Source organism: Actinomadura rubteroloni (assembly GCF_002911665.1).
GTDB lineage: Bacteria > Actinomycetota > Actinomycetes > Streptosporangiales > Streptosporangiaceae > Spirillospora > Spirillospora rubteroloni.
Genome location: NZ_MTBP01000002.1, coordinates 2,029,634 through 2,053,229, shown reverse-complemented (window position 1 = coordinate 2,053,229; position 23,596 = coordinate 2,029,634). Strand labels below are relative to the sequence as shown.

At 71.5% G+C, this 23,596-nt stretch carries 25 protein-coding genes; 22 read left to right on the top strand and 3 right to left on the bottom strand.

From position 1 onward, the window contains the following. Window positions 1-254: 254 nt before the first annotated feature. On the bottom strand, window positions 255-2,459 hold the full coding sequence (locus BTM25_RS20970; protein ID WP_103564512.1) for a hypothetical protein: 2,205 nt from the start codon (window positions 2,457-2,459) through the stop codon (window positions 255-257). Window positions 2,460-2,608: 149 nt separating this feature from the next. Between BTM25_RS20970 and BTM25_RS20965 the strand changes: the two genes are divergently transcribed. Genes BTM25_RS20965 through ccsB form a run of 6 tightly spaced genes read left to right on the top strand, consistent with a single transcriptional unit; the run spans window position 2,609 to window position 7,818 of the window. Beyond that, entirely contained in the window at window positions 2,609-3,211 is a 603-nt protein-coding gene (locus tag BTM25_RS20965; protein WP_103564511.1) for a hypothetical protein, read from the top strand. A gap of 24 nt (window positions 3,212-3,235) precedes the next feature. After that, window positions 3,236-3,874 (top strand): histidine phosphatase family protein, encoded by a 639-nt coding sequence (locus BTM25_RS20960; protein WP_103564510.1) that lies wholly within the window; start codon window positions 3,236-3,238, stop codon window positions 3,872-3,874. A 44-nt stretch (window positions 3,875-3,918) separates the two neighbouring features. Next, the gene (locus BTM25_RS20955; RefSeq protein ID WP_235828510.1) at window positions 3,919-4,506 is read left to right on the top strand and encodes a TlpA family protein disulfide reductase; all 588 of its coding nucleotides are present in this window, start codon (window positions 3,919-3,921) and stop codon (window positions 4,504-4,506) included. A gap of 4 nt (window positions 4,507-4,510) precedes the next feature. Then, a complete protein-coding gene (locus BTM25_RS20950; RefSeq protein ID WP_103564509.1) occupies window positions 4,511-5,251 on the top strand; it encodes a cytochrome c biogenesis CcdA family protein in 741 nt (246 codons plus the stop codon). Beyond that, on the top strand, window positions 5,252-6,856 hold the full coding sequence (resB, locus tag BTM25_RS20945; protein WP_103564508.1) for a cytochrome c biogenesis protein ResB: 1,605 nt from the start codon (window positions 5,252-5,254) through the stop codon (window positions 6,854-6,856). Window positions 6,857-6,861: 5 nt separating this feature from the next. Further along, entirely contained in the window at window positions 6,862-7,818 is a 957-nt protein-coding gene (gene ccsB / locus BTM25_RS20940) for a c-type cytochrome biogenesis protein CcsB (protein WP_235828509.1), read from the top strand. A 3-nt stretch (window positions 7,819-7,821) separates the two neighbouring features. Here the strand turns inward: ccsB and BTM25_RS20935 are convergent, their stop codons facing one another. Beyond that, window positions 7,822-8,112 (bottom strand): PLDc N-terminal domain-containing protein, encoded by a 291-nt coding sequence (locus tag BTM25_RS20935; protein WP_103564507.1) that lies wholly within the window; start codon window positions 8,110-8,112, stop codon window positions 7,822-7,824. 115 nt (window positions 8,113-8,227) lie between these two features. On the opposite strand from BTM25_RS20935, the gene BTM25_RS20930 reads away from it, so the two are divergent. Next, window positions 8,228-9,241 carry a hypothetical protein gene (locus tag BTM25_RS20930; RefSeq protein ID WP_103564506.1) on the top strand — a complete coding sequence of 338 codons (1,014 nt, stop codon included), beginning with the start codon at window positions 8,228-8,230 and terminating at the stop codon, window positions 9,239-9,241. A 34-nt stretch (window positions 9,242-9,275) separates the two neighbouring features. Further along, complete coding sequence (locus tag BTM25_RS20925) at window positions 9,276-9,536, top strand: hypothetical protein (protein ID WP_103564505.1); 261 nt, start codon at window positions 9,276-9,278, stop codon at window positions 9,534-9,536. A gap of 78 nt (window positions 9,537-9,614) precedes the next feature. Here the strand turns inward: BTM25_RS20925 and BTM25_RS20920 are convergent, their stop codons facing one another. After that, window positions 9,615-9,812, bottom strand: coding sequence for a BldC family transcriptional regulator (locus BTM25_RS20920; RefSeq protein ID WP_103564504.1), 198 nt, complete (start codon window positions 9,810-9,812; stop codon window positions 9,615-9,617). Window positions 9,813-10,389: 577 nt separating this feature from the next. Between BTM25_RS20920 and BTM25_RS20915 the strand changes: the two genes are divergently transcribed. From BTM25_RS20915 to nuoK, 14 genes are all read left to right on the top strand, one after another. Then, on the top strand, window positions 10,390-10,629 hold the full coding sequence (locus BTM25_RS20915; protein WP_103564503.1) for a DUF4229 domain-containing protein: 240 nt from the start codon (window positions 10,390-10,392) through the stop codon (window positions 10,627-10,629). Window positions 10,630-10,673: 44 nt separating this feature from the next. Beyond that, window positions 10,674-11,375 carry a demethylmenaquinone methyltransferase gene (locus tag BTM25_RS20910; protein ID WP_103564502.1) on the top strand — a complete coding sequence of 234 codons (702 nt, stop codon included), beginning with the start codon at window positions 10,674-10,676 and terminating at the stop codon, window positions 11,373-11,375. A gap of 147 nt (window positions 11,376-11,522) precedes the next feature. Further along, window positions 11,523-12,779 carry a geranylgeranyl reductase family protein gene (locus tag BTM25_RS20905; protein ID WP_103564501.1) on the top strand — a complete coding sequence of 419 codons (1,257 nt, stop codon included), beginning with the start codon at window positions 11,523-11,525 and terminating at the stop codon, window positions 12,777-12,779. Window positions 12,780-12,998: 219 nt separating this feature from the next. After that, the gene (locus BTM25_RS20900) at window positions 12,999-13,358 is read left to right on the top strand and encodes an NADH-quinone oxidoreductase subunit A (protein ID WP_103564500.1); all 360 of its coding nucleotides are present in this window, start codon (window positions 12,999-13,001) and stop codon (window positions 13,356-13,358) included. 1 nt (window position 13,359) lies between these two features. After that, window positions 13,360-13,914: a NuoB/complex I 20 kDa subunit family protein gene (locus BTM25_RS20895; protein WP_103564499.1), complete on the top strand. Its 555-nt coding sequence runs from the start codon at window positions 13,360-13,362 to the stop codon at window positions 13,912-13,914. Next, complete coding sequence (locus BTM25_RS20890; protein ID WP_103564498.1) at window positions 13,911-14,657, top strand: NADH-quinone oxidoreductase subunit C; 747 nt, start codon at window positions 13,911-13,913, stop codon at window positions 14,655-14,657. Before BTM25_RS20895 ends, BTM25_RS20890 begins: the two co-directional genes overlap by 4 nt. After that, the gene (locus tag BTM25_RS20885; RefSeq protein WP_103564497.1) at window positions 14,654-16,000 is read left to right on the top strand and encodes an NADH-quinone oxidoreductase subunit D; all 1,347 of its coding nucleotides are present in this window, start codon (window positions 14,654-14,656) and stop codon (window positions 15,998-16,000) included. Before BTM25_RS20890 ends, BTM25_RS20885 begins: the two co-directional genes overlap by 4 nt. Before the next feature lie 56 nt (window positions 16,001-16,056). Then, a complete protein-coding gene (gene nuoE, locus BTM25_RS20880; protein WP_103564778.1) occupies window positions 16,057-16,866 on the top strand; it encodes an NADH-quinone oxidoreductase subunit NuoE in 810 nt (269 codons plus the stop codon). Then, the gene (nuoF, locus tag BTM25_RS20875; RefSeq protein WP_103564496.1) at window positions 16,863-18,161 is read left to right on the top strand and encodes an NADH-quinone oxidoreductase subunit NuoF; all 1,299 of its coding nucleotides are present in this window, start codon (window positions 16,863-16,865) and stop codon (window positions 18,159-18,161) included. The genes nuoE and nuoF overlap by 4 nt, the downstream gene beginning before the upstream one ends. Continuing rightward, window positions 18,158-20,581, top strand: a complete 2,424-nt coding sequence (locus BTM25_RS20870) for an NADH-quinone oxidoreductase subunit G (RefSeq protein WP_103564495.1) — start codon at window positions 18,158-18,160, stop codon at window positions 20,579-20,581. Before nuoF ends, BTM25_RS20870 begins: the two co-directional genes overlap by 4 nt. Further along, window positions 20,578-21,903 carry an NADH-quinone oxidoreductase subunit NuoH gene (nuoH, locus tag BTM25_RS20865; protein WP_103564494.1) on the top strand — a complete coding sequence of 442 codons (1,326 nt, stop codon included), beginning with the start codon at window positions 20,578-20,580 and terminating at the stop codon, window positions 21,901-21,903. Before BTM25_RS20870 ends, nuoH begins: the two co-directional genes overlap by 4 nt. After that, window positions 21,890-22,423 (top strand): NADH-quinone oxidoreductase subunit NuoI, encoded by a 534-nt coding sequence (nuoI, locus tag BTM25_RS20860; protein ID WP_103564493.1) that lies wholly within the window; start codon window positions 21,890-21,892, stop codon window positions 22,421-22,423. Before nuoH ends, nuoI begins: the two co-directional genes overlap by 14 nt. Continuing rightward, window positions 22,420-23,295 carry an NADH-quinone oxidoreductase subunit J gene (locus tag BTM25_RS20855; RefSeq protein WP_103564492.1) on the top strand — a complete coding sequence of 292 codons (876 nt, stop codon included), beginning with the start codon at window positions 22,420-22,422 and terminating at the stop codon, window positions 23,293-23,295. Before nuoI ends, BTM25_RS20855 begins: the two co-directional genes overlap by 4 nt. Continuing rightward, window positions 23,292-23,591 carry an NADH-quinone oxidoreductase subunit NuoK gene (gene nuoK / locus BTM25_RS20850; protein ID WP_103564491.1) on the top strand — a complete coding sequence of 100 codons (300 nt, stop codon included), beginning with the start codon at window positions 23,292-23,294 and terminating at the stop codon, window positions 23,589-23,591. Before BTM25_RS20855 ends, nuoK begins: the two co-directional genes overlap by 4 nt. The last annotated feature ends 5 nt before the right edge of the window (window positions 23,592-23,596 follow it).

The window sequence follows — 23,596 nt, the reverse complement described above, 5'->3', positions numbered from 1 at the left end:
GGGCGGGGCGGCGCGGGGATGGCGGGTCTGACGCGTCCGTTACGCGTGACCGGTCGGATCCCGGCCGGGACGGCGCGGGAGTGACGTCCCGGCGGTTCGCGCGACGAACGCGGAGCGACCGGGAAGGTGACGCGGTGACGCGGTGACGCGGCGGCGAACGGCGATAGGTGCGCGGTCGAAGGCGATCGATCCCGGCCGTGAGAGGGCGGCCGGGACCGGGCGGGGTGACGGTCAGCGATCGGATCCGGCAGGCGTCACGCCCACCAGGGGAACAGTGCCGTCGTGAGAGGTCTGCGCTGCGCCGCGTTCAGGGAGTCCCGGATGACGGTGTTGACCTCTCGCGCGATGTACTCGGGCCGCTCGGCGGCGGGCTTCGTCATGGCGGTCGGGCAGATCTCCGCGGTCAGCTTCCGCGTCGCGTCGGACAACGCCCGCGTGACGACAAGGCTGAGGTCGGCGAGCGCGCAACCCGTCCAGAGGCTCTCGGCTTCGTAGTAGGCCGAGTCGCCCTCGCTCTTGTCGGGGTACGTGCCGGGGGACAGACGGAGAGCTTTCTGGATTTCCCCGTTTGCCGAGAGCAGTCCCCGCAGGTTGGCGAGGTCGATGTGCAGGCACAACTCCCCGTCGCCCGCCGGTTTCCCGTACTCCTGCGCTTCGGACGGCCGGTCCAGCGGCCCCCATTCGTTGGAGTCGCGCGGCCCGGAGTTGAAGTTCCGTCCGGAGAAGGAGCCGGTGTAGGTGTCGCTGGCCCAGCCGGCGGAGAGGAACACCTGCCAGCTCGCGAGCGCCAGGTAGGTCGCCTGGACGGCCAGGAACATCCGACGCCGGAGCAACGCGAGCCGGGTGGCGAGTTCGGTCTCGGGATAGCCGACGACCGTCGTCCAGTCGTTCTGGTCCACATACGCGCGGATTTCGGCCTCAAGCGCCGCGAGGTCGTCGTCGATCGCCCTAGTGACCACGGTGGGCACCGGGACGGACGTGAAGCAGCGCTGCCACTCGTCGGCCTCCAGCAGCGGGTGGTGGAGGACGTAGTCCTGCGCGTTGTTCTCACGGCTGAGGCGCAGGCACGTCTCGACGGGGGAGGCCGTGACGAGCTGGACCGGGTAGCCGATGACGTCCGCCTTGATGTCGTCCAGCAGCGTCTCCGGGAGCCGTGCGCGCGTCCGCTCCAGCGCGTTGATCTCCACGCACGCGATGGCCTGGACGAATCCGTGATGGTTCTGCGTCAACGGGTTGCGCGAGGCGGCCCGGTGCATCGCCTGGAAGTTGAGGTGGTCGACGATGGCGATCTCGTCGCCGTTGTAGGCCGCGCAGAAGCCGATGTTGCGCCAGCTCCCGGCCCGTTTCCCCTCCTGGCTGCCCAGCGTCGTGTAGGCGAACGGATACGCGGTGGCCCTCGGATTCTTGAAAGCGGCGGCGTAGCTCTTGACGAACTCGTAGTCGCGAGCCGTCGGCGAGCCGATGAGCGCGGGGTCGCTGCCGACGCCCTTGGTGCAGAACACCAGCGGCCCGCCGCCGGCCGGGAGGAACGTGAGGAAGTCGTCGCGCCCGTGCGCCTGCGACCGGTTCAGGTAGACACCGGGCGTGGCGACGGCCCGGTCGCCGTACGGCCGGGGCACGATCTCGTACACCTGGAAGCGGGCCGGGTCGTGGCGGAACACCGTGTCCGGCACCCGGCCGGCGGACAGTCGCCCGACCCAGGCGGCGTCCTCGGCGTCCGGCGCGTAGAAGCCCCGGTCGGCGTCGTTCAGCGGTGAGACGAGGAACAGCCCCCACGACGAAGGATGCGCGAGGTGGCCGTCCGGAAGCGGCGGGTCGCCGCGCAGCAGCACCTTGCCGAGCGTGACGTGCGACGCCGCGCGCACGCCGGGCAGCCCCGCGTCGTCCCAGACGGGAATGGCGTCCTGGTCGTCGCGGCCGAGCAGATAGCGGCGCAGCGCGGCCTGCCGCGCCGTGGGCGCGCCCGCCGCCCATTCGGGGTGGCACGCGCGCAGCGTGTCGAGCCACAGGACCTTGAGCACTTCTTCGTAGTCCTGCGCCGCGCCGCGCCGGACGCTCTCGTTGGCCTCCAGCCACAGGACGGCCGCGTTGTGCATGAGGAAGGCCGCGTCCCGGTCCCGGGCGAGCAGTTCGTGTTTCGCCGCGAGATTCTTGCCCGGATCGGTCGCCTGGTCGAGGAATTCCCTGCCGACGGCGATGTAGGCCTCTATTCCGGCCCAGTATTGCTCCCAGCGGGGCTCGTATTCTTTGTCGTACTGCACCGCGTCGGCGGCGGCCTCGGCGCGGCGCGTCCTGAAGAGATAGGATTCGCCCACCGCGTACCGGTCTTCCAGTTCGGGCCTGCCGAGTTTCCGGACGAACGAGAAACCATTCGGAGAACGGCGCAGATTCTCGTAGGCGTCGACCCACGTCTTGTTGTCGTCGGCCCATCGTGCGTAGCGGTCGTACTCGCCCATCATGCCCCGATTCTTTTTGCGCGACGCGACCAGACGATCATAAGGTCGGGTGTTCCCGGGCGGGCTGTCCGCTAGAGGACGTCCACGCGTATTTATTACTCGCACGGATTTTGTTTGAACCGACCGTGCCCGGCCCCTGGGATCATGGACGGATGAGTTCCGAGCTGACCGCCTGGCACGCGTCCGCGCCCGTCACCCCCGGCGAGGCCGCCGCGCAGAATCTGGACGACCTCGCCGAGCACTTCGCCGTCATCGCGTTCGCCAAGGACCTGGAAGCCGAGCCCGGCGCCGAGGTCGAGACCCCCGGCGGGAAGTACGCCCGCGTCCAGGCGGGCCCCGAGCACGGGGACGCGGTGACGAACGCCGCGTACCGGCTGGCCCGCGCGCACGGGCTCGTCCTGCACGACCGGGGGAGGGGCCTCGTCCACAACCTCGGCCCGCGCGGCGTCCACGAAGGAATGCAGTTCCACACCGGCGACGGACTCGTCATCACCGACCCCGACCTGGATCTCGTCCACGACGCGCTCGGCCGCCTCGGCCCGGCCAACCCGTTCGCGGCGCTCGTCGTCTTCGGCAGCCACTTCGTCCAGGTCTCGCCCGAGGGAGGGACCTACGAGCTGGAGCACAAGCACGACGGCGTCCTGCACCGGACGACCGCCGGCCTCGACGCCGTCCGCCGCGCCTTCCGCGAGTACGCGACCGGCGACGACGCCTTCCGCGCGCGGCACGCGTGGACGCGGGCGGGCGCACCCTGACCGCGCGGGTACCCTGGCTGCGCCATGACTGACACCACGATCGTCCACCTGCTCCGGCACGGTGAGGTCCACAATCCCGACGGCGTCCTGTACGGACGGCTGCCCGGCTACCGGCTCAGCGAGGACGGCGTCCTCATGGCCAAGGCCGCCGCGCGCTGGTTCGAGGGACGCGACGTCACCGCGCTGTTCTCCTCCCCGATGCAGCGCGCGCTGGAGACCGCCGCGCCGCTCGCCGAGACGTTCGCGCTGCCGGTCACCGTGGACGACCGTCTGATCGAGGCCGACAACCACTTCGAGGGCCTGACGTTCGGGGTGGGCGCCGGGTCGCTGCGGCGGCCGGAGCACTGGCGGTACCTGGTGAACCCGTTCCGTCCGTCGTGGGGCGAGCCGTACAAGGGGCTGGCCGCGCGGATGCGGTCGGCGGTGATCCGCGCCCGCGACACCGCGCGCGGGCACGAGGCCGTGTGCGTCAGCCACCAGTTGCCGATCTGGATCCTGCGGCTGCACGCCGAGCACCGCCGACTGTGGCACCACCCGACCCGCCGCGAGTGCGACCTGGCGAGCGTCACCAGCCTGACGTTCGAGGACACGCGTCTGGTCGAGGTCGCCTACGCCGAGCCCGCCGCCGGGCTCGGCACCGGCCCCGGTGTCGCCGGGGCGTGACGCCGCCGCTAGATTCAGTACTACGTCTTGTAGTAGGAGGGTCCGTGAACCCCCGAGTCTCCCCCCTGCGCGCCGCCGCCGGAGTCGTCGCGCTGTGCGGGCTGCTGGCCGGCTGCGCCGGGACGGGCGCCAAGGGCGATCCGGGCGGCGACGGCAACCGGTTCATCTCCGGCGACGGCAACGTCCAGAAGATCCCGGCCGGTGAGCGCAAAGGACCGCAGTCGGCGTCCGGGACGACCCTGGACGGCAAGCCGGTGTCGCTGGCGGCGCTGCGCGGCAAGGTGACGGTCGTGAACTTCTGGGCGTCGTGGTGCGCGCCGTGCCGGGGCGAGGCGCCGTCGCTGGAGCAGGTCCACGCCGAGACCAAGGTGAGCGGCGTCGAGTTCCTCGGCGTCAACTTCAAGGACTCGCCGCAGAACGCCCGCGCCTTCGACCGCCGCTTCAAGATCACCTACCCGAGCGTGTTCGACGGCTCCGGGCAGATCGGGCTGGCGTTCCGGGACGTCCCGCCGAACGCGATCCCGAGCACCCTCATCCTGGACCGGCGGGGCCGCGTCGCGGTCCGCGTCATCGGCGCGACGACGTACTCCGCGCTCAAGCCGCTCGTCACCGCCGTCGCGGCCGAGAAATGACGGCATGAGCGTCGGGCAGACGGTCTCCGACGGGTCGCTGCTGGCCGCGGCGCCGCTCGCGGCCGTGGCCGGGCTCGTCTCGTTCGCCTCGCCGTGCGTCCTGCCGCTCGTCCCCGGCTATCTGTCGTACGTGACCGGCATGACCGGCGCGGACCTCGCCGACCGCCGCCGGGGCCGCCTGACGCTCGGCGTCGCGCTGTTCGTCGCCGGGTTCAGCGCCGTGTTCGTCGCGATGGGGACGCTCGCGGGCGGTCTCGGCCGCTGGCTCGCCGAGTACGCCGACCCGATCAGCCGCGGGCTCGGCGCCGTGACGATCGTGTTCGGGTTCGCGTTCATGGGCTTCGTCCCCGGGCTGCAGCGTACGGTGAAGTCCGGCCGCGTCCCGGCGGCGGGCCTGGCGGGCGCGCCCGTCCTCGGCGTGCTGTTCGGGCTCGGCTGGACGCCCTGCATCGGCCCGACGCTCGCGGCCGTCCAGACGCTGTCGTTCAGCGAGGGCAGCGCCGGACGCGGCGCGCTGCTGTCGCTGTTCTACTGCGCGGGCCTCGGCCTGCCGTTCCTCGCCGCCGCGCTCGCCTACCGGCGGGCGCTCGGCGCGTTCGGCGCGGTGAAACGGCACTATCCCCTGGTCATGCGGATCGGGGGCGGAATGCTCGTGGTGATCGGCGTCCTGCTGGTGACCGGAGTGTGGAACGACCTGACGATCGAGCTGAAGTCGTGGATCAACGGCTTTGAACCGGTGATGTGAATGACGGACACGGAGACCGAGGCGGGGCTCGAACGTCCGGCCGCGCGGCGGGCGGGGGACGAGCCGCCGCGGCCGACGGGGATCGGGCCGCTCGGGTGGCTGCGCTGGGCGTGGCGGCAGCTCACCACGATGCGGACGGCGCTGATCCTGCTGTTCCTCGTGGCGCTCGGCGCGGTGCCGGGATCGGCGCTGCCGCAGCGTCCCCAGGCGCCCGAACGCGTCACCAAGTACCTGGACGACCACCACACGCTCGGGCCGTTCTTCGACCGGCTGTCGCTGTTCGACGTGTTCTCCGCGCCGTGGTTCGCGGCGATCTACATCCTGCTGTTCGTGTCGCTGGCGGGCTGCGTGGTGCCGCGCGCGGTGCACCACTTCAAGGCGATGCGGGCGCGTCCGCCGGCCGCGCCGCGCAACCTCGCGCGCCTCCCGCAGACCGCCACGTACACGACGGACGCGACCCCCGACGAGGTGCTCGACCGAGCCCGGGGCGTCCTGCGCGGACGCCGGTTCCGGACGGACGCGGACGGGAGCGCCGTCGCCGCCGAGAAGGGCTACCTCGGCGAGACCGGCAACCTGCTGTTCCACGTCGCGCTGCTCGGGATGCTGTTCGCGCTCGGCGTCGGGAACCTGTTCGGCTACAAGGGCAACATCCTGCTCACCGAGGGCAAGACGTTCGCGAACGGCCTCAACAACTACGACCAGTTCTCGCCCGGACGGCGCTTCGACACGAGCGAGCTGGCCCCCTTCTCGCTCACGCTGGACGACTTCCGCGCCAAGTACGAGGTGAAGGGCGACAAGCGCGGCCAGGCCACCGACTTCACCGGGAAGCTCCGGTACCGGACGAGCCCGTCCGCGCCCGAGAAGCCCTACGACCTCAAGCTGAACCACCCGCTGAAGGTCGGCGGCGCGAAGGTGTACCTGCTCGGGCACGGGTACTCGCCGGTGTTCACCGTCCGGGACGCCAAGGGCCAGGTCGCCTTCCAGGACTCGGTGCCGTTCCTGCCGCTGGAGCCGCGCAACCTCACGTCCGAGGGCGTCATCAAGGTCCCGGACGCGCAGCCCGAGCAGCTCGCCTTCTACGCGATCCTGTGGCCGACCGCGATGGCGTCGTCGGACCAGAAGCAGATCGTGTCGGGCTTCCCGGCGCCGCTGCGCCCGGTCATCACGATCACCGCGTTCAAGGGCGACCTCGGGCTGGACTCGGGCACCCCGCAGTCGGTGTACAAGCTCGAAGGGCTCGGCAAGACGCTGAACCCGATCAAGGGCGGCGTAAAGCTGCTGGAGCCGGGCGAGAGCTTCAAGCTCCCCGATGGCGCCGGGACCGTCACGTTCGACGGCCTCAAGGAGTGGACGACCCTCTCGGTCAACCGCGACCCCGGCCGCCTGCCCGCGCTGATCGCCGCGATCCTCGCGGTGGCCGGGCTCGTCGCGTCGTTCACCGTCCGGCGCCGCAGGGTGTGGGTCCGTGCGAGCGCCGGAGACGACGGGCGTACGGTGGTGGAGGTCGGCGGCCTCACGCTGGGCAACCCGACCCCCGAGTTCGACGCCGTCGTCACCGCGCTGCGCGGCGCCCCCGAACCGGCCGAAACCCAGACGAAGGAGTGACCGGGGTGGACACTGCCGACCTCGCGAACCTGAGCGACAAGCTCATGCTGACGACCGTCGTGCTCTACATCGTCGCGATGGTGTCCTACGCCGCCGATCTCGGATTCGGCCGCCGCCGCGCCGAGGCCGAGGCGCACGCGGAGAAGAAGGTGCTCGTCGGCGCGGGCGCCCCCGCCGCCGAGGAACCGGCCGAAGCGCCGGCCGAGCCGACGCGGCGGACCGACTGGGCGCGGCTCGCGGTGACGCTGACCGCGCTCGGCTGGCTCGCCCACCTCGGCGTCCTCGTGACGCGCGGCCTGGCGGTGTCCCGCTGGCCGTGGGGCAACATGTACGAGTTCCTGACCGCGATCGCGTTCGCCGCGATGACGGCCTTCCTCGTCGTGCTCGTCCGCTTCAACGCCCGGTTCCTCGGCGCGTTCGTCACGCTCGCCGCCGTCATCGCGCTCGGCGTCGCCAACATCTGGCTGTACGACTCGGCGGGCCCGGTCTCACCGGCGCTGAACTCGTACTGGATCGCCATCCACGTCACCGCCGCGATCACCGCGACCGGCGCGTTCACCGTCGCGGGCTGCGCGACGCTCCTCTACCTGGTGCGCGAGCGCCGCGACGCCGCCCGCGCGGTGGACGCGCCCGGCGGGTTCTGGTCGCGCGTCCCGTCCACCGAGGACCTGGACCGGCTCGCGCTGCGCGTGACGATGTTCGGCTTCCCGGTCTGGACGGCCGCGATCATCATGGGCGCGATCTGGGCCGACGACGCCTGGGGCAGCTACTGGAGCTGGGACCCCAAGGAGGTCTGGTCCTTCGTCACCTGGATCGTCTACGCCGCCTACCTGCACGCCCGCGCGACGGCCGGGTGGAAGGGCCGCAAGGCCGCGATCCTGTCGCTGATCGCGTTCGGGGCGCTGCTGTTCAACTTCTTCGGCGTGAACTACATGTTCTCCGGGATGCACTCCTACGCCTGACGGTCAGTCGTCGCCCCGGAGCCTGCGGTCGAGGTCGCGCAGGAACTCCGGGTCGTCGTCCGGACCCTTGGGCCCGTAGCCGCCGCCGAGCGACGGCGTCAGCACACGCGGCCGCACGCGCGGACGGCCGAACGCGAGCCACAGCAGCGCCCCCGGCAGGAACCCGAACAGCGTCACGACGAACCAAGCGAACTTGGGCAGCCGACGCACCTCCCCCTCTTCGGTGGTGATGACGTCGAAGAGGCAGAACAGCCATGCTCCGACGATGACCAGGGCGACCAGCGCATACGCCATGATGCGAGGGTAACCCGTGACATGCGGGGGGTGACGGGGCGTCGGCGGTGGCTTACCCTGCCTCGGAGGCCCGGACGCCCGGCGGTCGCGCGGGGGTCCCTGAGCGAGGAGCCCGATGCGCTTCAGAGGCATCCACCGCAAGCCGCGCGACACGCGGTGGCGGGAGTTCGGCCGGGCCGTACCGGACGGGAACCGCGACACGGGCCGGGACCCGGGCGGCGCGGACGCGGGCCGGGCCGCCGACGGCAGCGCGGACGGCGCCGCCCGCCGGGACGGGCCGCGCACGCCCCGCCCGCGCGGCAGCCAGCCCCGGGACCGCTTCGGCAGGTTCCGCAAGGCGGGCCGCGACGACGACCTGCGCGCCGCGCCCGACGCCCGCTCCGCCGACGCCCCGGCCGAGCCCGCCCGGCCCCGGTTCGGCCGGCGCGACGCCCCGCCGCGTCCGCGCCGCGCCGAGTGGTGGCGCGACTACGAACTGGACCACGCGCTGCCCCGCGCCGAGCCGCACCCGCCGGGCCTGCCGCACGCCGCCGACGGACGCCGCCACTGCGGCGTGCTGGAACAGGTGCTGCACCGGCAGTGGGACGCGCGGCTGGGGCCGCCGCCGGCCGAGGTGATCCGCGCGGTCGACAGCCTCGCGGCGCTGCCGGACGGCCTGAAAGAGGTCCTCGCGGGCGGCCTGGACGGCATCTACGTCGGCGCGGGCGGCGTCCCCCGGCTGGACGACATGGGGCACCTGGCGGGGCGTCCGCTGCCGTCGGGCCGCGCGACGTGGGACATCTGCGCGGGCGCGTACGGCGACGGGAAGATCGTCGTGGGCGACCGGCCGTCCCCGACCCCGGACGTGATGCTGCACGAGGTCGGGCACGCGCTGGACGACATCGACGGCGAGCCGGGCACCTGGCAGTCCGACGGCCCGGCGTTCCGCGCGCTCTACGAACTGTGCCGCCCGCATCTGGCGAGCGATTTCCACCTTCAGGGCGACGCGCTCGGCCGCCGCGAGTTCTTCGCGGACGCGTTCGCGGCGATCTCGTCCCGGCAGCGTCCGGCACTGGTGGATATGCTCGCCGGCAACATCCGGGTGGCCCTTGAGGTCATGTTGTTCTTCAACCGAAGATACGGAATCTGACGCGGCGCGACGATCGGTACGGAGGTGATCGGGTATGTACGTGATCCGGCTGCCCGACGGCACGCTGCGGGTTCCCCACGGCGTCCTGTCCGAACCCGGGCACGACGCGGCCGAGGGACGGATCATCGCCCAGGCGTACGTGGAGATCGGTCCGGGTGATCCCGACTACGACCGGCTGCTGGCCGGATCGCTGACCGAGGCCGAGCTGGAGGAGAAGCGGCGCCGGTGGCGGGACGAGGACGACGACCTGCTGCGCACGTTCGAGGAGTGGAAGGCGGGCCGGGCCGAGGAGTGACCGGCGTGCCGCCGGGAGCCGGACCGGATCCGGAGACGGCCGTCCCTTCCGCCGCGCGGCAGGGGTCCGTCCCGGGTCCTAGCGTTCCGCGCCGACGGGTTCGTCGCCGCGCAGCAGGGCGTGCACCTCGGACTCCCGGAAGCGGCGGTGCCCGCCGGGCGTCCGGATACTGCTGATCCGACCGGCGGCGGCCCATCGGGTGACCGTCTTCGGGTCGACCCGGAACAGGGCGGCGACCTCCCCGGGGGTCAGCAGCCGTTCGCTCGTGCTCTCCACGTTTTCTCTCCCCCTTTGTCCCGCTCTCGGTGCGGGTGGACTGTTTCTAGTGTGGCGGTTCACGACCGGTTTCTCCCTTGTTTTCGGAAAACATCACGCTATGTAGTTTTCCGAGCTGGAGTGATGACAAGGGGTGAACGCCACTTTGATGACCGCTGTAACGGCATTCTCTCCCGCCTCGCCCGTCACGGCGCGGCGGCGGGCCGGGCCGTCGGCCGGAAAGGCGCGAACGCCAATCCGCGTGCCGTCCGGCAGTGCCGTTCCGTGCGCGTCGCGGCCCGCCGGGCGCCGATTCGTCCGGGGCCGCGAGACGGCGACGGGCGACGAACCCGGTGGACCGGACGATCCCGCCGTCCATGATCTTAGGGAGAACGCGGCGCCCGCACATCCGGTTCCCGGTCACCGGTTCGTCATCGTCCGCGCGCCGAGTGGACGCGGCGACAGATTTTCTTGCGCGCCCGTGATCAGAATCGAAAATGACTCACGTTCGGTCTCCGGACCGCTTTCCCGCCGCGAATGTCCCGCCCGCCGACCCCGCCGCCGACCATCGCGCACACGCGGGTACGCTCGACCTGTCATGCGACCAGTACTGCTCTACACCCTGGCGCGGTTCGCGATCTTCCTCGCCACCGCGGGCGTCCTCGTGCTCGTCGGCGCACGCGGCGTCCTGCTGCTCCTGCTGTCCCTCCTCATCAGCGGCGTGGTCAGCTTCGTCCTCCTGTCGCGCCAGCGCGACCGGATGTCGTCGATCGTCGAGACGGGCGTCCGCCGCCAGCGCACCCGCTTCCGCGACGCGCGCACCAAGGAAGACGTCTGACCCTGCCCCCCGGGCGGCGCGGGCCGTCCTTCTAGGGTGGGGCCATGACCCGCGCCTCTCTGGACAAACAGCCCGCCGACGTGGCGGCGATGTTCGACGACACCGCCGAGCGCTACGACCTCCTCAACACCCTCATGACCGGGGGGCGGGACCGCCGGTGGCGGCGGGAGGTCGTCCGGGCGCTGGACGCGCGGCCGGGCGAGCGCGTCCTTGACCTCGCGGCCGGGACGGGGACGTCCTCGGTGCCGTTCGCGAACGCCGGGGCGCACACGGTGGCGTGCGACTTCTCGCTCGGGATGCTGCGCGTCGGCGTCCGCCGCAAGGCCGGTGTCGCGAACCTGCGGTTCGTCGCGGGCGACGCGCTGAAGCTGCCGTTCGCCGACGGCGCGTTCGACGCCGTCACGATCTCGTTCGGGCTGCGCAACGTCGCCGACACCGGGCACGCGCTGCGCGAGCTGCGCCGGGTGACGCGGCCGGGCGGACGGCTGCTCGTCTGTGAGGTCAGTCACCCGCCGAACGCCTTGCTCGCGCTGGGCCACAAGGCGCACCTTCGGTACGGGCTCCCGTTGCTGGCCAGGGTCAGCTCCAATCCCGACTCCTACCATTACCTGGCCGAATCGACGCTCGCGTGGCCGGATCAGGCGGCGCTCGCCGCGCTGCTCGCCGACGCGGGCTGGACGAAGGTCCGCTGGCGCGACCTGACGTTCGGCGTCGCGGCCCTCCATCACGCGCTGAACCCGTCCTGACCTGGTTCGGGACGCGCGTTTCCCGGACTTTCGGACCGAACCGAACCCACCATCACCCAGAGGTACCCACCGGTGCTCTGGAAGGAATAGACTCCCCAACGGATTCTTGTGAAGTACTTCACAAGCGAACGAACTAAGAGGAACGCCGTGACCGACTCCACCCGGCAGGCCGACGTGATCGTCGTCGGGGCAGGACCCGCCGGATCGTCCACCGCCTACTGGCTGGCCCAGGCCGGCCTGGACGTGCTCCTGCTGGAGAAGGCGACGTTCCCCCGGGACAAGATCTGCGGCGACGGGCTCACGCCCCGCGCCGTCCGCGCCCTGATCTCGATGGGCGTCGACATCAACGGCGACGGCTGGAGCCGCAACAAGGGCCTGCGCATCTACGGCGGCGGCACCCGCGTCGAGCTGGCCTGGCCCGAACTCGCGAGCTTCCCCGACTTCGGGCTCGTCCGCACCCGCATGGACCTGGACCGGTTGCTCGCCGAGCACGCCGTCCACGCCGGCGCGAAGCTCTACCAGGGCTGCAACGTCACGGGACCGATCCTGGACGACCGCACCGACCGCGTCGTCGGCGTCGCCGCCAAGTACGACGGCGAGGAGGTCGAGTTCCACGCCCCGCTCGTCGTCGCCGCCGACGGCAACTCCACCCGGCTGTCGCTGGCGATGGGCCTGCGCCGCCGCGAGGACCGTCCGATGGGCGTCGCGATCCGCCGCTACTACGAGAGCCCCCGCCACACCGACGACTACATGGAGGCGTGGCTCGAACTCTGGGACGGCCAGCGCCTGCTCCCCGGCTACGGCTGGGTCTTCCCCGTCGCGGACGGCACCTGCAACGTCGGCCTCGGCCTGCTGAACACGAGCAAGGCGTTCCAGAGCGTCGACTACCGCGCCATGCTCAAGGGCTGGACGGCGCAGATGCCGCCCGAGTGGCAGTTCGACGAGGAGCACGCCACGTCCCCGGCGCGCGGCGCCGCGCTGCCGATGGGCTTCAACCGGCAGCCGCACTACACGCGCGGGATGCTGCTCGTCGGCGACGCGGGCGGAATGGTCAACCCGTTCAACGGCGAGGGCATCGACTACGCGCTGGAGTCCGGGCGGCTCGCCGCCGACATCATGGTGCAGGCCCTCGCCCGCCGCACCCGCGCCCAGCGCGAGCGCACCCTGTACGAGTACCCGCGCATCCTCAAGGAGGAGCACGGCGGGTACTTCACGCTCGCCCGCGTCTTCGTCCAGGCGATCGGCGACCCGCGGGTGATGAAGTTCCTGACGACGCACGGCCTGCCGCACCCGACGCTGATGCGGTTCACGCTCAAGCTGCTGGCCAACCTCACCGACCCGCGCGGCGGCGACGCCGCCGACCGCGTCATCAACGCGATGCGGAAGCTGGCGCCCGCGGCATGAGCGAGACGGCGACGCACGGGACGGCCGGACGGCCTCGCATGACCTGACCCCCGGAGGGGAGTGCTATTGATCACCTTGGCTAGGGTGGCGACCCGTGCCCGTGACCGGCGTCACGGGCGCACGGCGGGTCTCGCCGTCCCGGCGCGTCCGCGCGTCCGAGCGCGCGGCCCCGTGCGCGCCACGTACAACGTCGTACGACCCGAGGGGAGGCGGTAGGGCGTGGACCTCTACGTTCCGATCATCGTGCTGGGAGTGCTGGCGTTTCTCTTCGCCGCCGGCTCGGTGCTGATGGCGTCCATGACCGGGCCGAAGCGGTGGAACCGCGCCCGGCTGGAGGCCTACGAGTGCGGAATCGAGCCGACCCCCCAGCCGGTCGGCGGCGGACGTTTCCCGGTCAAGTACTACCTGACGGCGATGCTGTTCATCGTCTTCGACATCGAGATCATCTTCCTTTATCCCTGGGCGGTCGCCTTCGACCACCTGGGGATTTTTGGTTTGGTCGAAATGGTGTTGTTCATCGCAACCGTCCTGGTGGCGTACGCCTACATCTGGCGTCGCGGCGGTCTGGAGTGGGACTGAGATGGGTCTGGAAGAGAAGCTGCCCAGCGGCTTCCTGCTGACCACGGTCGAGCAGGTCGCCGGATGGGCGCGCAAGAGCTCGGTGTGGCCGGCGACGTTCGGTCTCGCGTGCTGCGCGATCGAGATGATGGCCGCGGGAGACCCCCGGCACGACTTCTCGCGGTGGGGCATGGAACGCGCCTCCGCGACGCCCCGGCAGGCCGACCTGATGATCGTCGCGGGCCGGGTCAGCCAGAAGATGGCGCCGGTGCTCCGGCAGATCTACGACCAGATGACCGAGCCGAAATGGGTCATCGCGATGGGCGTGTGCGCGTCGTCGGGCGGCATGTTCAACAACTACGCGGTCGTGCAGGGCGTGGACCACATCGTCCCGGTCGACATCTACCTGCCCGGCTGCCCGCCGCGGCCGGAGATGCTGCTGGACGCGATCCTCAAGCTGCACGACAAGATCCAGAACACCAAGCTCGGGCCGCAGCGCGCGCGGCAGGTCCGCGAGCTGGAGGAGGCCAAGCGGCGGCAGCTCCCGCTGCTGGGTCAGCCGGGAGGGGCGCGATGACCTCGGAGAACCCCGAGCAGAAGGCCGAGCAGGCCGCCGACCGGCTGCCGGCCAAGACCGCCGAGGAGCGCCGCGAGCAGCCCGTCGTGCGGACGGGCATGTTCGGCGCGAGGACGACCGGGGACACGTCCGGCTACGGGCGGCTCGTCGTCCGGCAGCGGCCGAAGGCGCAGTCCGAACGTCCCTACGGCGGCCCGGACGGCGCCGCCGAACCGGGTGCGTTCGACGCCGTCGCCGACGCGCTGGAGGCCGCCCTGCCCGACTTCGGCGCGGCCGTCGAGCGCGTCGTGGTGGACCGGGGCGAGCTGACGTTCCACGTCCGCCGCGAGCACCTGCCGGCGGTCGCCCGGACGATGCGCGACCGTCCCGACCTGCGGTTCGAGCTGTGCAGCGGCGTCTCGGGCGTCCACTTCCCCGAGGACGAGGGCGCCGAACTGCACGCCATCTACCACCTGCTGTCGATCACCCACAACCGCCGCGTGCGGCTGGAGGTGACGTGCCCCGACGCCGACCCGCACATCCCGTCGGTGGTGGACGTCTACCCCACGAACAACTGGCACGAGCGCGAGACCTACGACTTCTTCGGGATCGTGTTCGACGGCCATCCGGCGCTCACCCGCATCGAGATGCCGGACGACTGGGTGGGGCACCCGCAGCGCAAGGACTATCCGCTCGGCGGGATCCCCGTCGAGTACCGCGGCGCGGAGATCCCCCCGCCGGATGAGCGGAGGTCGTACGTATGAGTTCCACGAAATATACGGAGTACGACGCGTACGCCGCCGATGAGGCGGCCGAGGGGCGTGTCTTCGACGTCAACGGCCAGGACTGGGACCGGGTCGTCGCGGGCGCGGAGGACGGCTCCGACGAGCGGCTCGTCGTCAACATGGGCCCGCAGCACCCGTCCACGCACGGGGTGCTGCGGCTGGTGCTGACGCTGGACGGCGAGACCGTCAACGACTGCCGGGTGGGCATCGGGTACCTGCACACCGGCATCGAGAAGAACATGGAGTTCCGCACCTGGACGCAGGGCGTGACGTTCTGCACCCGCATGGACTACCTCGCCCCGCTGTTCAACGAGACGGCGTACTGCCTGGGTGTGGAGAAGCTGCTCGGGATCACCGACCGGGTGCCGGAGCGGGCGCAGATCATCCGCGTGATGATGATGGAGCTCAACCGCATCTCCTCCCACCTGGTCGCGATCGCCACGTTCGGCCTGGAACTGGGCGCGACGACGGTCATGCTCAACGGGTTCATCGAGCGCGAGTACACCCTCGACCTGTTCGAGGAGATCTCGGGGCTGCGCATGAACATGGCGTACGTGCGCCCGGGCGGCGTTGCCCAGGACCTGCCGAGCGGCGCGCTCGGGAAGGTCCGCGAGTACCTGGACCGGATGCCGAAGCGCATCAAGGCGCTCCGCAAGCTGATGGACGAGAACCCCGTCTTCCTGGCCCGGACCAGGGACATCGCGTATCTCGACCTTACCGGGTGCATGGCGCTCGGGATCACCGGCCCCGTCCTGCGCGCGACCGGCCTCCCGTGGGACCTGCGCAAGTCCCAGCCGTACTGCGGTTACGAGACCTACGACTTCGACGTCCCGACGCAGGAGTCGGCGGACGTGTACGGCCGCTACCTGGTGCGGATGGCCGAGATGGAGGAGTCGCTGAAGATCGTCGAGCAGTGCGTGGAGCGGCTGCGGACGGTCCAGGGCCCGGTGATGATCGAGGACAAGAAGATCGGCTGGCCCGCGAAGCTCGCGATCGGCGCGGACGGCATGGGCAACTCGCCCCGGCACATCGCGCACATCATGGGCACGTCGATGGAAGCGCTGATCCACCACTTCAAGCTGGTGACCGAGGGCTTCCGGGTGCCGGCCGGGCAGGCGTACGCGGCGATCGAGTCGCCGCGCGGCGAACTCGGCGTCCACGTCGTGAGCGACGGCGGGACGCGGCCCTACCGGGTGCACTTCCGCGACCCGTCCTTCACGAACCTCCAGGCGACGCCCGCGATGGCGGAGGGCGGCATGATCGCCGACGTCATCGCCGCGGTCGCCTCGATCGACCCGGTGATGGGGGGAGTCGACCGATGACCGAGCACCTGGGACCGCCCGTCGGCGAGGAGCCGGGGCAGCACCGCGGCGAGCCGATGCAGCTCGAACCGCCCTACGGCGGGACGGCGCCGTACGACCTGGAGACCCGCGAGGCGCTGGAGCGGGACGCCAAGGAGATCATCGCCCGCTACCCGAAGGCGCGGTCGGCGCTGCTGCCGATGCTGCATCTCGTCCAGTCGGTGGACGGGCACATCACGCAGCGCGGCATCGACCTGTGCGCGGACCTGCTCGGCATCACGGCCGCGCAGGTCACGGGCGTGGCGACGTTCTACACGCAGTACAAGCGCAAGCCCGTCGGGGAGTACCACGTCGGCGTCTGCATCAACACGCTGTGCGCGGTGATGGGCGGCGACCAGATCTGGGCGGAGCTGAGCGAGCACGTCGGCGTCGGCCATGACGAGGCGACGCCGGACGGCACCGTCTCGCTGGAGCGCATCGAGTGCAACGCCGCCTGCGACTTCGCGCCGGTCATGACGGTGAACTGGGAGTTCTTCGACGACATGACCCCGGAGAAGGCCAAGGCGCTGGTGGACGACCTGCGCGCGGGCCGGGAGGTCGCGCCGTCGCGCGGCCCCCAGCGGGTCTGCACGTGGAAGGACGCGTCGCGGGTGCTCGCGGGCTTCCCCGACGGACGGGCGCACGAGGGCGTCCAGGCGGGGCCGCAGTCGCTGCGCGGACTGGAGGTCGCGCGCGACAACGGCTGGGCGGCGCCGCCCGTCCCGGCCGGTCCGGTGGACGCCGAGCCGCCGACGCCCGACGAGGTCACCGACCCGCCGCCGAACGAGCCCGGCAAGCCCATCGGCGGCTCGGTGAAGCCGGGGAGCCAGGAGGGACGCAACCAGTGACCACGTTGACTCCCATCCTCACGAAGAACTGGCACCAGCCGGACTCGTTCACCCGCGCCGGATACGAGCGCGAGGGCGGTTACGGCGCGCTGCGCAAGGCGCTGACGCTGGAGCCGGACGCGATCGTCCAGGCCGTCAAGGACTCGGGCCTGCGCGGACGCGGCGGCGCCGGGTTCCCCACCGGCATGAAGTGGGGCTTCCTGCCGCCGAGCAGCCCGAACCCGCGCTACCTCGTGGTGAACGCCGACGAGTCCGAGCCGGGGACGTGCAAGGACATCCCGCTGATGCTGGCGAACCCGCACGTCCTGGTCGAGGGCGTGATCATCAGCGCGTACGCGATCAAGTCGAACCACGCGTTCATCTACGTGCGCGGCGAGGTCCTGCACGTGATCCGCCGCTTGCAGCGCGCGGTCGCCGAAGCCTACGAGGCCGGTTACATCGGCAAGAACATCCTCGGCTCGGGCTACGACCTGGAACTGGTCGTCCACACCGGCGCCGGGGCGTACATCTGCGGCGAGGAGACGGCGCTGCTCGACTCGCTGGAGGGATTCCGCGGACAGCCCAGGCTCAAGCCCCCCTTCCCGGCGGTGGCGGGCCTGTACGGCGGGCCCACCGTCATCAACAACGTCGAGTCGATCGCGTCGGTTCCCTCGATCGTCGCCAACGGCGCGGACTGGTTCGCCTCGATGGGGACGGAGAAGTCGCAGGGCTTCGGGATCTTCTCGCTGTCGGGGCACGTGACGCGTCCCGGCCAGTACGAGGCGCCGCTCGGGATCACGCTGCGGGAGCTGCTGGCGATGGCGGGCGGCGTCCGAGGCGGGCGCCGGCTGAAGTTCTGGACGCCCGGCGGATCGTCCACGCCGCTGTTCACCGACGAGCACCTGGACGTCCCGCTGGACTTCGAGTCCGTCGGCGCGGCCGGGTCGATGCTCGGCACCCGCGCGCTCCAGATCTTCGACGAGACCGTGTGCGTCGTCCGCGCGGTGCTGCGCTGGTCGGAGTTCTACGCGCACGAGTCGTGCGGGAAGTGCACGCCGTGCCGCGAGGGCACCTACTGGTACAAGCAGATGCTCAAGCGGCTGGAGGCCGGGCAGGGCTCCGAAGACGACCTCGACACCCTGCTCGACCTGTCCGACAACATCCTCGGCCGGTCGTTCTGCGCCCTCGGCGACGGCGCGACGAGCCCGGTGGTCTCGTCCATCAAGCTGTTCCGGGACGAGTACCTCGCGCACTTCGAGCAGGGCGGCTGCCCGTTCGACCCGGCCAAGTCCACGCTCTGGGCAGGTACCCGATGACAGTCACCAACAGCGAACGCACGGCCGAGGCCGTGGAGATGGTGTCCTGCACGATCGACGGCTTCGAGATCGAGGTGCCGAAGGGCACGCTGATCATCCGGGCCGCCGAGCTGCTCGGCATCCAGATCCCCCGGTTCTGCGACCACCCGCTCCTGGACCCGGTCGGCGCGTGCCGCCAGTGCCTGGTCGAGATCCCGGACGCGGGCAACGGGCGCGGCATGCCGAAGCCGCAGGCGTCCTGCACGACGGCCGTCATGCCGGGCATGGTGGTGAAGACGCAGCTCACCTCGGCCGTCGCCGACAAGGCGCAGCACGGCGTGATGGAACTGCTGCTGATCAACCACCCGTTGGACTGCCCGATCTGCGACAAGGGCGGCGAGTGCCCGCTGCAGAACCAGGCGATGTCCAACGGACGCGGCGAGTCCCGGTTCGTCGAGGCCAAGCGGACGTTCCCCAAGCCGATCCCGCTGTCGCCGCAGGTCCTGCTGGACCGCGAGCGCTGCATCCAGTGCGCGCGGTGCACGCGGTTCTCCGACCAGATCGCCGGGGACGCGTTCATCGACCTGTTCGAGCGCGGCGCCAAGGAGCAGGTCGGCGCGGCCGAGGACAAGCCGTTCCAGTCCTACTTCTCCGGCAACACCGTCCAGATCTGCCCGGTCGGCGCGCTGACCGGCGCGGCGTACCGGTTCCGGTCGCGGCCGTTCGACCTCGTCTCGACGCCGAGCGCGTGCGAGCACTGCGCGTCCGGCTGCGCGCTGCGCACCGACCACCGGCGCGGGAAGGTCACGCGGCGGCTGGCGGGCGACGACCCGCGCGTCAACGAGGAGTGGAACTGCGACAAGGGCCGGTGGGCGTTCACCTACCAGACCCGTCCGGAGCGGCTGACGCACCCGCTCGTCCGCAATGAGCAGGGTGAGCTGGAGGTCGCGTCCTGGCCCGAGGCGCTGGCGATCGCGGCGCGCGGGCTGGCGGCGGCGCACGGCCGGGCCGGGGTCCTGACCGGCGGACGCGTCACGCTCGAAGACGCCTACGCCTACGCCAAGTTCGCCCGCATTGCGCTCGGCACCAACGACGTGGACTTCCGGGCGCGGGCGCACTCGGCGGAGGAGACGGCGTTCCTCGCCGCGTCGGTGGCGGGCCGTCCGATCGAGGTCTCCTACGACGACCTGGAGAAGGCGCCGGTCGTGCTGCTCGCCGGGTTCGAGCCGGAGGAGGAGTCCCCGATCGTCTTCCTGCGGCTGCGCAAGGCGTTCCGCAAGCACGGCCTGAAGGTGTTCGCGGTCGCGCCGTTCGCGACGCGCGGGCTGGCGAAGGTCGGCGGGACGCTCGTCCCGGCCGTCCCGGGCGGGGAGGCCGAGGTGCTCGGCGCGCTCGCCGACCGGCCCGACGTCCGCGACCTGCTCGCCGAGCCCGGCGCGGTGATCCTCGCCGGGGAGCGGCTGGCGGCCAGCCCCGGCGCGCTGTCCACGGTGGCGCGGCTCGCCGCGATCACCGGCGCGCGGACGGCCTGGGTGCCGCGCCGCGCGGGCGAGCGCGGGGCGCTGGAGGCGGGCGCGCTGCCCGGCCTCCTGCCGATCGGCCGTCCGGTCGCCGACCCCGCCGCCCGCGCCGAGGTCGCGCGGGTGTGGGGCGTGGCGGGCCTGCCGGCCGCGCCGGGCCGGGACGCGAACGCGATCGTCGCCAACGCGGTGGCGGGCGGGCTCGGCGCGCTGCTGGTCGGCGGGGTGGATCCCTACGACCTGCCCGACCCGGACGCGGTCCTCGCCGCACTGGACGCGACACCCTTCGTCGTCAGCCTGGAGCAGCGGCCGAGTGCCGTCACCGACCGCGCCGACGTGGTGCTGCCGGTCGCGGCCGTCGCCGAGAAGGCGGGCACGTTCGTGGACTGGGAGGGCCGGGGACGGTCCTTCGACGCCGTCCTGCGCCAGTCCGGGCGGCTGTCGGACCTGCGGGTCCTGGACGCGCTCGCCGGCGAGATGGACGTCCACCTGGCCCTGCCCGGCCCGGACGCCGCCCGCCGCGAGCTGGCCGAACTCGGCGCCTACCGGGGCGACCGGCCCGAGCCGCCGAACGTCGCGGCGCGGATCGTCCCGCAGCCCGCGGCCGGCGAGGCGGTCGTCGCGACCTGGCGGCTGCTGCTGGACCGGGGCCGTCTCCAGGACGGCGAGCCGTACCTGGCGGGCACCGCCAAGCCCGCCGTCGCCCGGCTGTCGGCCGCCACCGCCGCCGAGATCGGCGCGGGCGCCACCGTCACCGTCACGGGCCCGCGCGGCGCCGTGACGCTCCCGCTGGAGATCACCCCGGACCTGCCCGACCGGGTGGTGTGGCTTCCGACGAACTCGGCGGACTGCGTCCTGCACCGGGACGTGGGGGCGACCGCCGCAAGCGTGGTCACGATCTCCTCGGGAGGCTCGGCATGAGCGTGTTGGCGGAGGCGGCGCCGGACCCGACGCTGCCCGGCTTCGGGCACGACCCGTGGTGGCTGGTCGGCGGCAAGGTCCTCGCGATCTTCGTGTTCCTGGTGCTGACGGTCCTGCTGTCGATGTGGGTCGAGCGCCGCGTCATCGGCCGGATGCAGCTCCGCGTCGGCCCCAACAGGGCCGGGCCGTTCGGCCTGCTCCAGGGGCTCGCCGACGGCGTCAAGCTGGCGCTGAAGGAGGACATCGTCCCGCGCGGCGTGGACAAGGTGGTGTTCGTCCTCGCGCCGATCGTGTCGGCCGTGCCCGCGTTCGTGTCGTTCATCATCATCCCGTTCGGGCCGACGGTGTCGGTGTTCGGGCACCAGACGGCGTTGCAGGGCACGGACCTGCCGGTCGCGGTGCTGCTCGTCCTCGCGATGTCCTCGATGGGCGTCTACGGGATCGTGCTCGCGGGCTGGTCGTCGATGTCGCCCTACTCGCTGCTCGGCGGGCTCCGCTCGTCCGCGCAGGTGATCTCCTACGAGATCGCGATGGGGCTGTCGTTCGTCGCGGTGTTCCTGTTCGCCGGGACGATGTCGACCAGCGGGATCGTCGCCGCGCAGCACGACCGCTGGTTCGCGGTGCTGCTGCTGCCGTCGTTCGTCATCTACGTCGTCACGATGATGGGCGAGTCCAACCGCATCCCGTTCGACCTCCCCGAGGGCGAGGGCGAACTGGTCGGCGGGTTCCACACCGAGTACTCGTCGCTGAAGTTCGCGATGTTCTTCCTCGCCGAGTACATCAACCTCGCCACCCTGTCCGCGCTCGCCACCACGCTGTTCCTCGGCGGCTGGCGCGCGCCCGCCCCGATCTCCACCGTGTGGGCCGGGGCGAACACCGGGTGGTGGCCGGTGCTGTGGTTCCTCGTCAAGCTGTGGCTGTTCATCTTCTTCTTCATCTGGCTGCGCGGCTCGCTGCCCCGCGTCCGCTACGACCAGCTCATGAAGCTCGGCTGGAAGATCCTCATGCCGGTCTCCATCGGCTGGATCCTCATCGTCGCGACGGTGAAGGCGCTGCAGAACGAGGGCCGCGACATCCGGACGATCCTGCTGTACGCGGTGGGCGTCGCCGTCGTGATCCTGGTGCTCTCGCTGCTGTGGGAGACGCTGCGCGGCCGGTCCGACGACGGCTCCGAGGCCGCCGAGCAGGAGCCCCGGGCGCCGGCGGACGCGGGCGGGTTCCCCGTCCCGCCGCTGGACGCACCGCACTACCACGGCCGCCCCGGCCCGTCCGGCCGGGGGACCGCAACTTCTCGTGAGGAGGTCGGCAGTGGGCTTCACTGACTTCCTGAACCCCGTGAAGGGGTTCGGGGTCTCGTTCCACCAGTTGTTCACGAAGAGCGAGACCGTCCAGTACCCCGAGGTGAAGAAGCCGACCGCGCCGCGCTTCCACGGCCGTCACCAGCTCAACCGCTGGCCGGACGGCCTGGAGAAGTGCGTCGGCTGTGAACTGTGCGCGTGGGCGTGCCCCGCGGACGCGATCTTCGTGGAGGGGGCCGACAACACCGCCGACGAGCGCTACTCCCCGGGCGAGCGGTACGGCCGCGTCTACCAGATCAACTACCTGCGCTGCATCCTGTGCGGGCTGTGCATCGAGGCGTGCCCGACGCGGGCGCTGACGATGACCAACGAGTACGAACTGGCCGACGACAGCCGCGAGAGCCTGATCTACACCAAGGACATGCTGCTCGCGCCGCTGCGCGAGGGCATGGAGACGCCGCCGCACGCCATGCGGCTCGGCGAGACCGAAGAGGACTACTACCGGCTCGGCCTCCAGCCCGACGAAGGGGGTGAGGGCCGGTGACCGCGCTCGCGGGACATGTCGCGGACGCGCAGTCGGGGGAGCCGTTCTTCTTCTGGCTCCTCGCGATCGTGTCCACCCTGGCCGCGCTCGGCATGATCTTCATGCGGCGGGCCGTCCACTCGGCGCTGCTGCTGGCCGTCGTGATGCTCTGCCTCGCCGCGCTGTACGCGATCGAGGGGGCGCCGTTCCTGGCGTTCGTGCAGGTCATCGTGTACACCGGCGCGGTTCTGATGCTGTTCCTGTTCGTGCTGATGCTCGTCGGCGTCACGTCCACCGACTCGCTGGTGGAGACGATCCGGGGGCAGCGGCTCTGGGCGGCGATCGCGGCGATCGGGTTCGTCGTCCTGCTGGCGGCCGGGCTCGGCAACGCGGCGGTCGGCGACGCGGCGGGCCTGGCCCGCGCCAACGCCGACGGCAACGTCCTCGGCCTGGCCCGGCTGCTGTTCACCCGCTACGTGTTCGCCTTCGAGGCGACGAGCGCGCTGCTCATCACGGCCGCGCTCGGCGCGATGGTCCTCGCGCACCGCGAGCGGACGACGCCGAAGCCGACGCAGCGCGAACTGTCGCAGCGCCGGTTCCTGTCGGGCCGCGACCCCGGCCCGCTGCCGATCTCGGGCACCTACGCCCGGCACAACGCGGTCGACATGCCCGCGCTGCTGCCGGACGGCACCCCGTCGGAGCTGTCGGTCAGCCCCGTCCTCACCGCCCGCGCCGACACGGCCGAGCGCCACCCCGACCTGGACGGCCTGTCCGAGCGCGAGGCGGTCGCGACGGACGTCGAGGCCGTCCAGCAGTCCACCGCCGAGGCCCACGACGCCGGCGAGGGCTCGCGCCAGGTCTACCGCGCCGCAGACACGGAAGGCACCTCATGAGTCCGGGGCACTATCTCGCACTGTCTGCGGTGCTGTTCACGATCGGCGGGCTCGGGGTGCTCGTCCGCCGCAACGCGATCGTGCTGTTCATGTGCGTCGAGCTGATGCTCAACGCCACGAACCTCGCGTTCGTCACCTTCGCCCGGATGCACGGCAACCTCGACGGCCAGATCATCGCGTTCTTCGTGATGGTCGTGGCGGCGGCCGAGGTCGTGGTGGGCCTGGCGATCCTCATGACCATCTTCCGGACGCGCAGGTCCTCGTCGGTCGACGACGCGAACCTGCTGAAGTACTGAGAGGC

Excerpts from the sequence above, each read along its gene's own strand:
- BTM25_RS20970 (WP_103564512.1), bottom strand. The coding sequence starts at position 2,459 with ATGATGGGCGAGTACGACCGCTACGCACGATGGGCCGACGACAACAAG.
- BTM25_RS20965 (WP_103564511.1), top strand. The coding sequence starts at position 2,609 with ATGAGTTCCGAGCTGACCGCCTGGCACGCGTCCGCGCCCGTCACCCCC.
- BTM25_RS20960 (WP_103564510.1), top strand. The coding sequence starts at position 3,236 with ATGACTGACACCACGATCGTCCACCTGCTCCGGCACGGTGAGGTCCAC.
- BTM25_RS20950 (WP_103564509.1), top strand. The coding sequence starts at position 4,511 with ATGAGCGTCGGGCAGACGGTCTCCGACGGGTCGCTGCTGGCCGCGGCG.
- resB (WP_103564508.1), top strand. The coding sequence starts at position 5,252 with ATGACGGACACGGAGACCGAGGCGGGGCTCGAACGTCCGGCCGCGCGG.
- BTM25_RS20935 (WP_103564507.1), bottom strand. The coding sequence starts at position 8,112 with ATGGCGTATGCGCTGGTCGCCCTGGTCATCGTCGGAGCATGGCTGTTC.
- BTM25_RS20930 (WP_103564506.1), top strand. The coding sequence starts at position 8,228 with ATGCGCTTCAGAGGCATCCACCGCAAGCCGCGCGACACGCGGTGGCGG.
- BTM25_RS20925 (WP_103564505.1), top strand. The coding sequence starts at position 9,276 with ATGTACGTGATCCGGCTGCCCGACGGCACGCTGCGGGTTCCCCACGGC.
- BTM25_RS20915 (WP_103564503.1), top strand. The coding sequence starts at position 10,390 with ATGCGACCAGTACTGCTCTACACCCTGGCGCGGTTCGCGATCTTCCTC.
- BTM25_RS20910 (WP_103564502.1), top strand. The coding sequence starts at position 10,674 with ATGACCCGCGCCTCTCTGGACAAACAGCCCGCCGACGTGGCGGCGATG.
- BTM25_RS20895 (WP_103564499.1), top strand. The coding sequence starts at position 13,360 with ATGGGTCTGGAAGAGAAGCTGCCCAGCGGCTTCCTGCTGACCACGGTC.
- BTM25_RS20890 (WP_103564498.1), top strand. The coding sequence starts at position 13,911 with ATGACCTCGGAGAACCCCGAGCAGAAGGCCGAGCAGGCCGCCGACCGG.
- BTM25_RS20885 (WP_103564497.1), top strand. The coding sequence starts at position 14,654 with ATGAGTTCCACGAAATATACGGAGTACGACGCGTACGCCGCCGATGAG.
- nuoE (WP_103564778.1), top strand. The coding sequence starts at position 16,057 with ATGCAGCTCGAACCGCCCTACGGCGGGACGGCGCCGTACGACCTGGAG.
- BTM25_RS20870 (WP_103564495.1), top strand. The coding sequence starts at position 18,158 with ATGACAGTCACCAACAGCGAACGCACGGCCGAGGCCGTGGAGATGGTG.
- nuoH (WP_103564494.1), top strand. The coding sequence starts at position 20,578 with ATGAGCGTGTTGGCGGAGGCGGCGCCGGACCCGACGCTGCCCGGCTTC.
- nuoK (WP_103564491.1), top strand. The coding sequence starts at position 23,292 with ATGAGTCCGGGGCACTATCTCGCACTGTCTGCGGTGCTGTTCACGATC.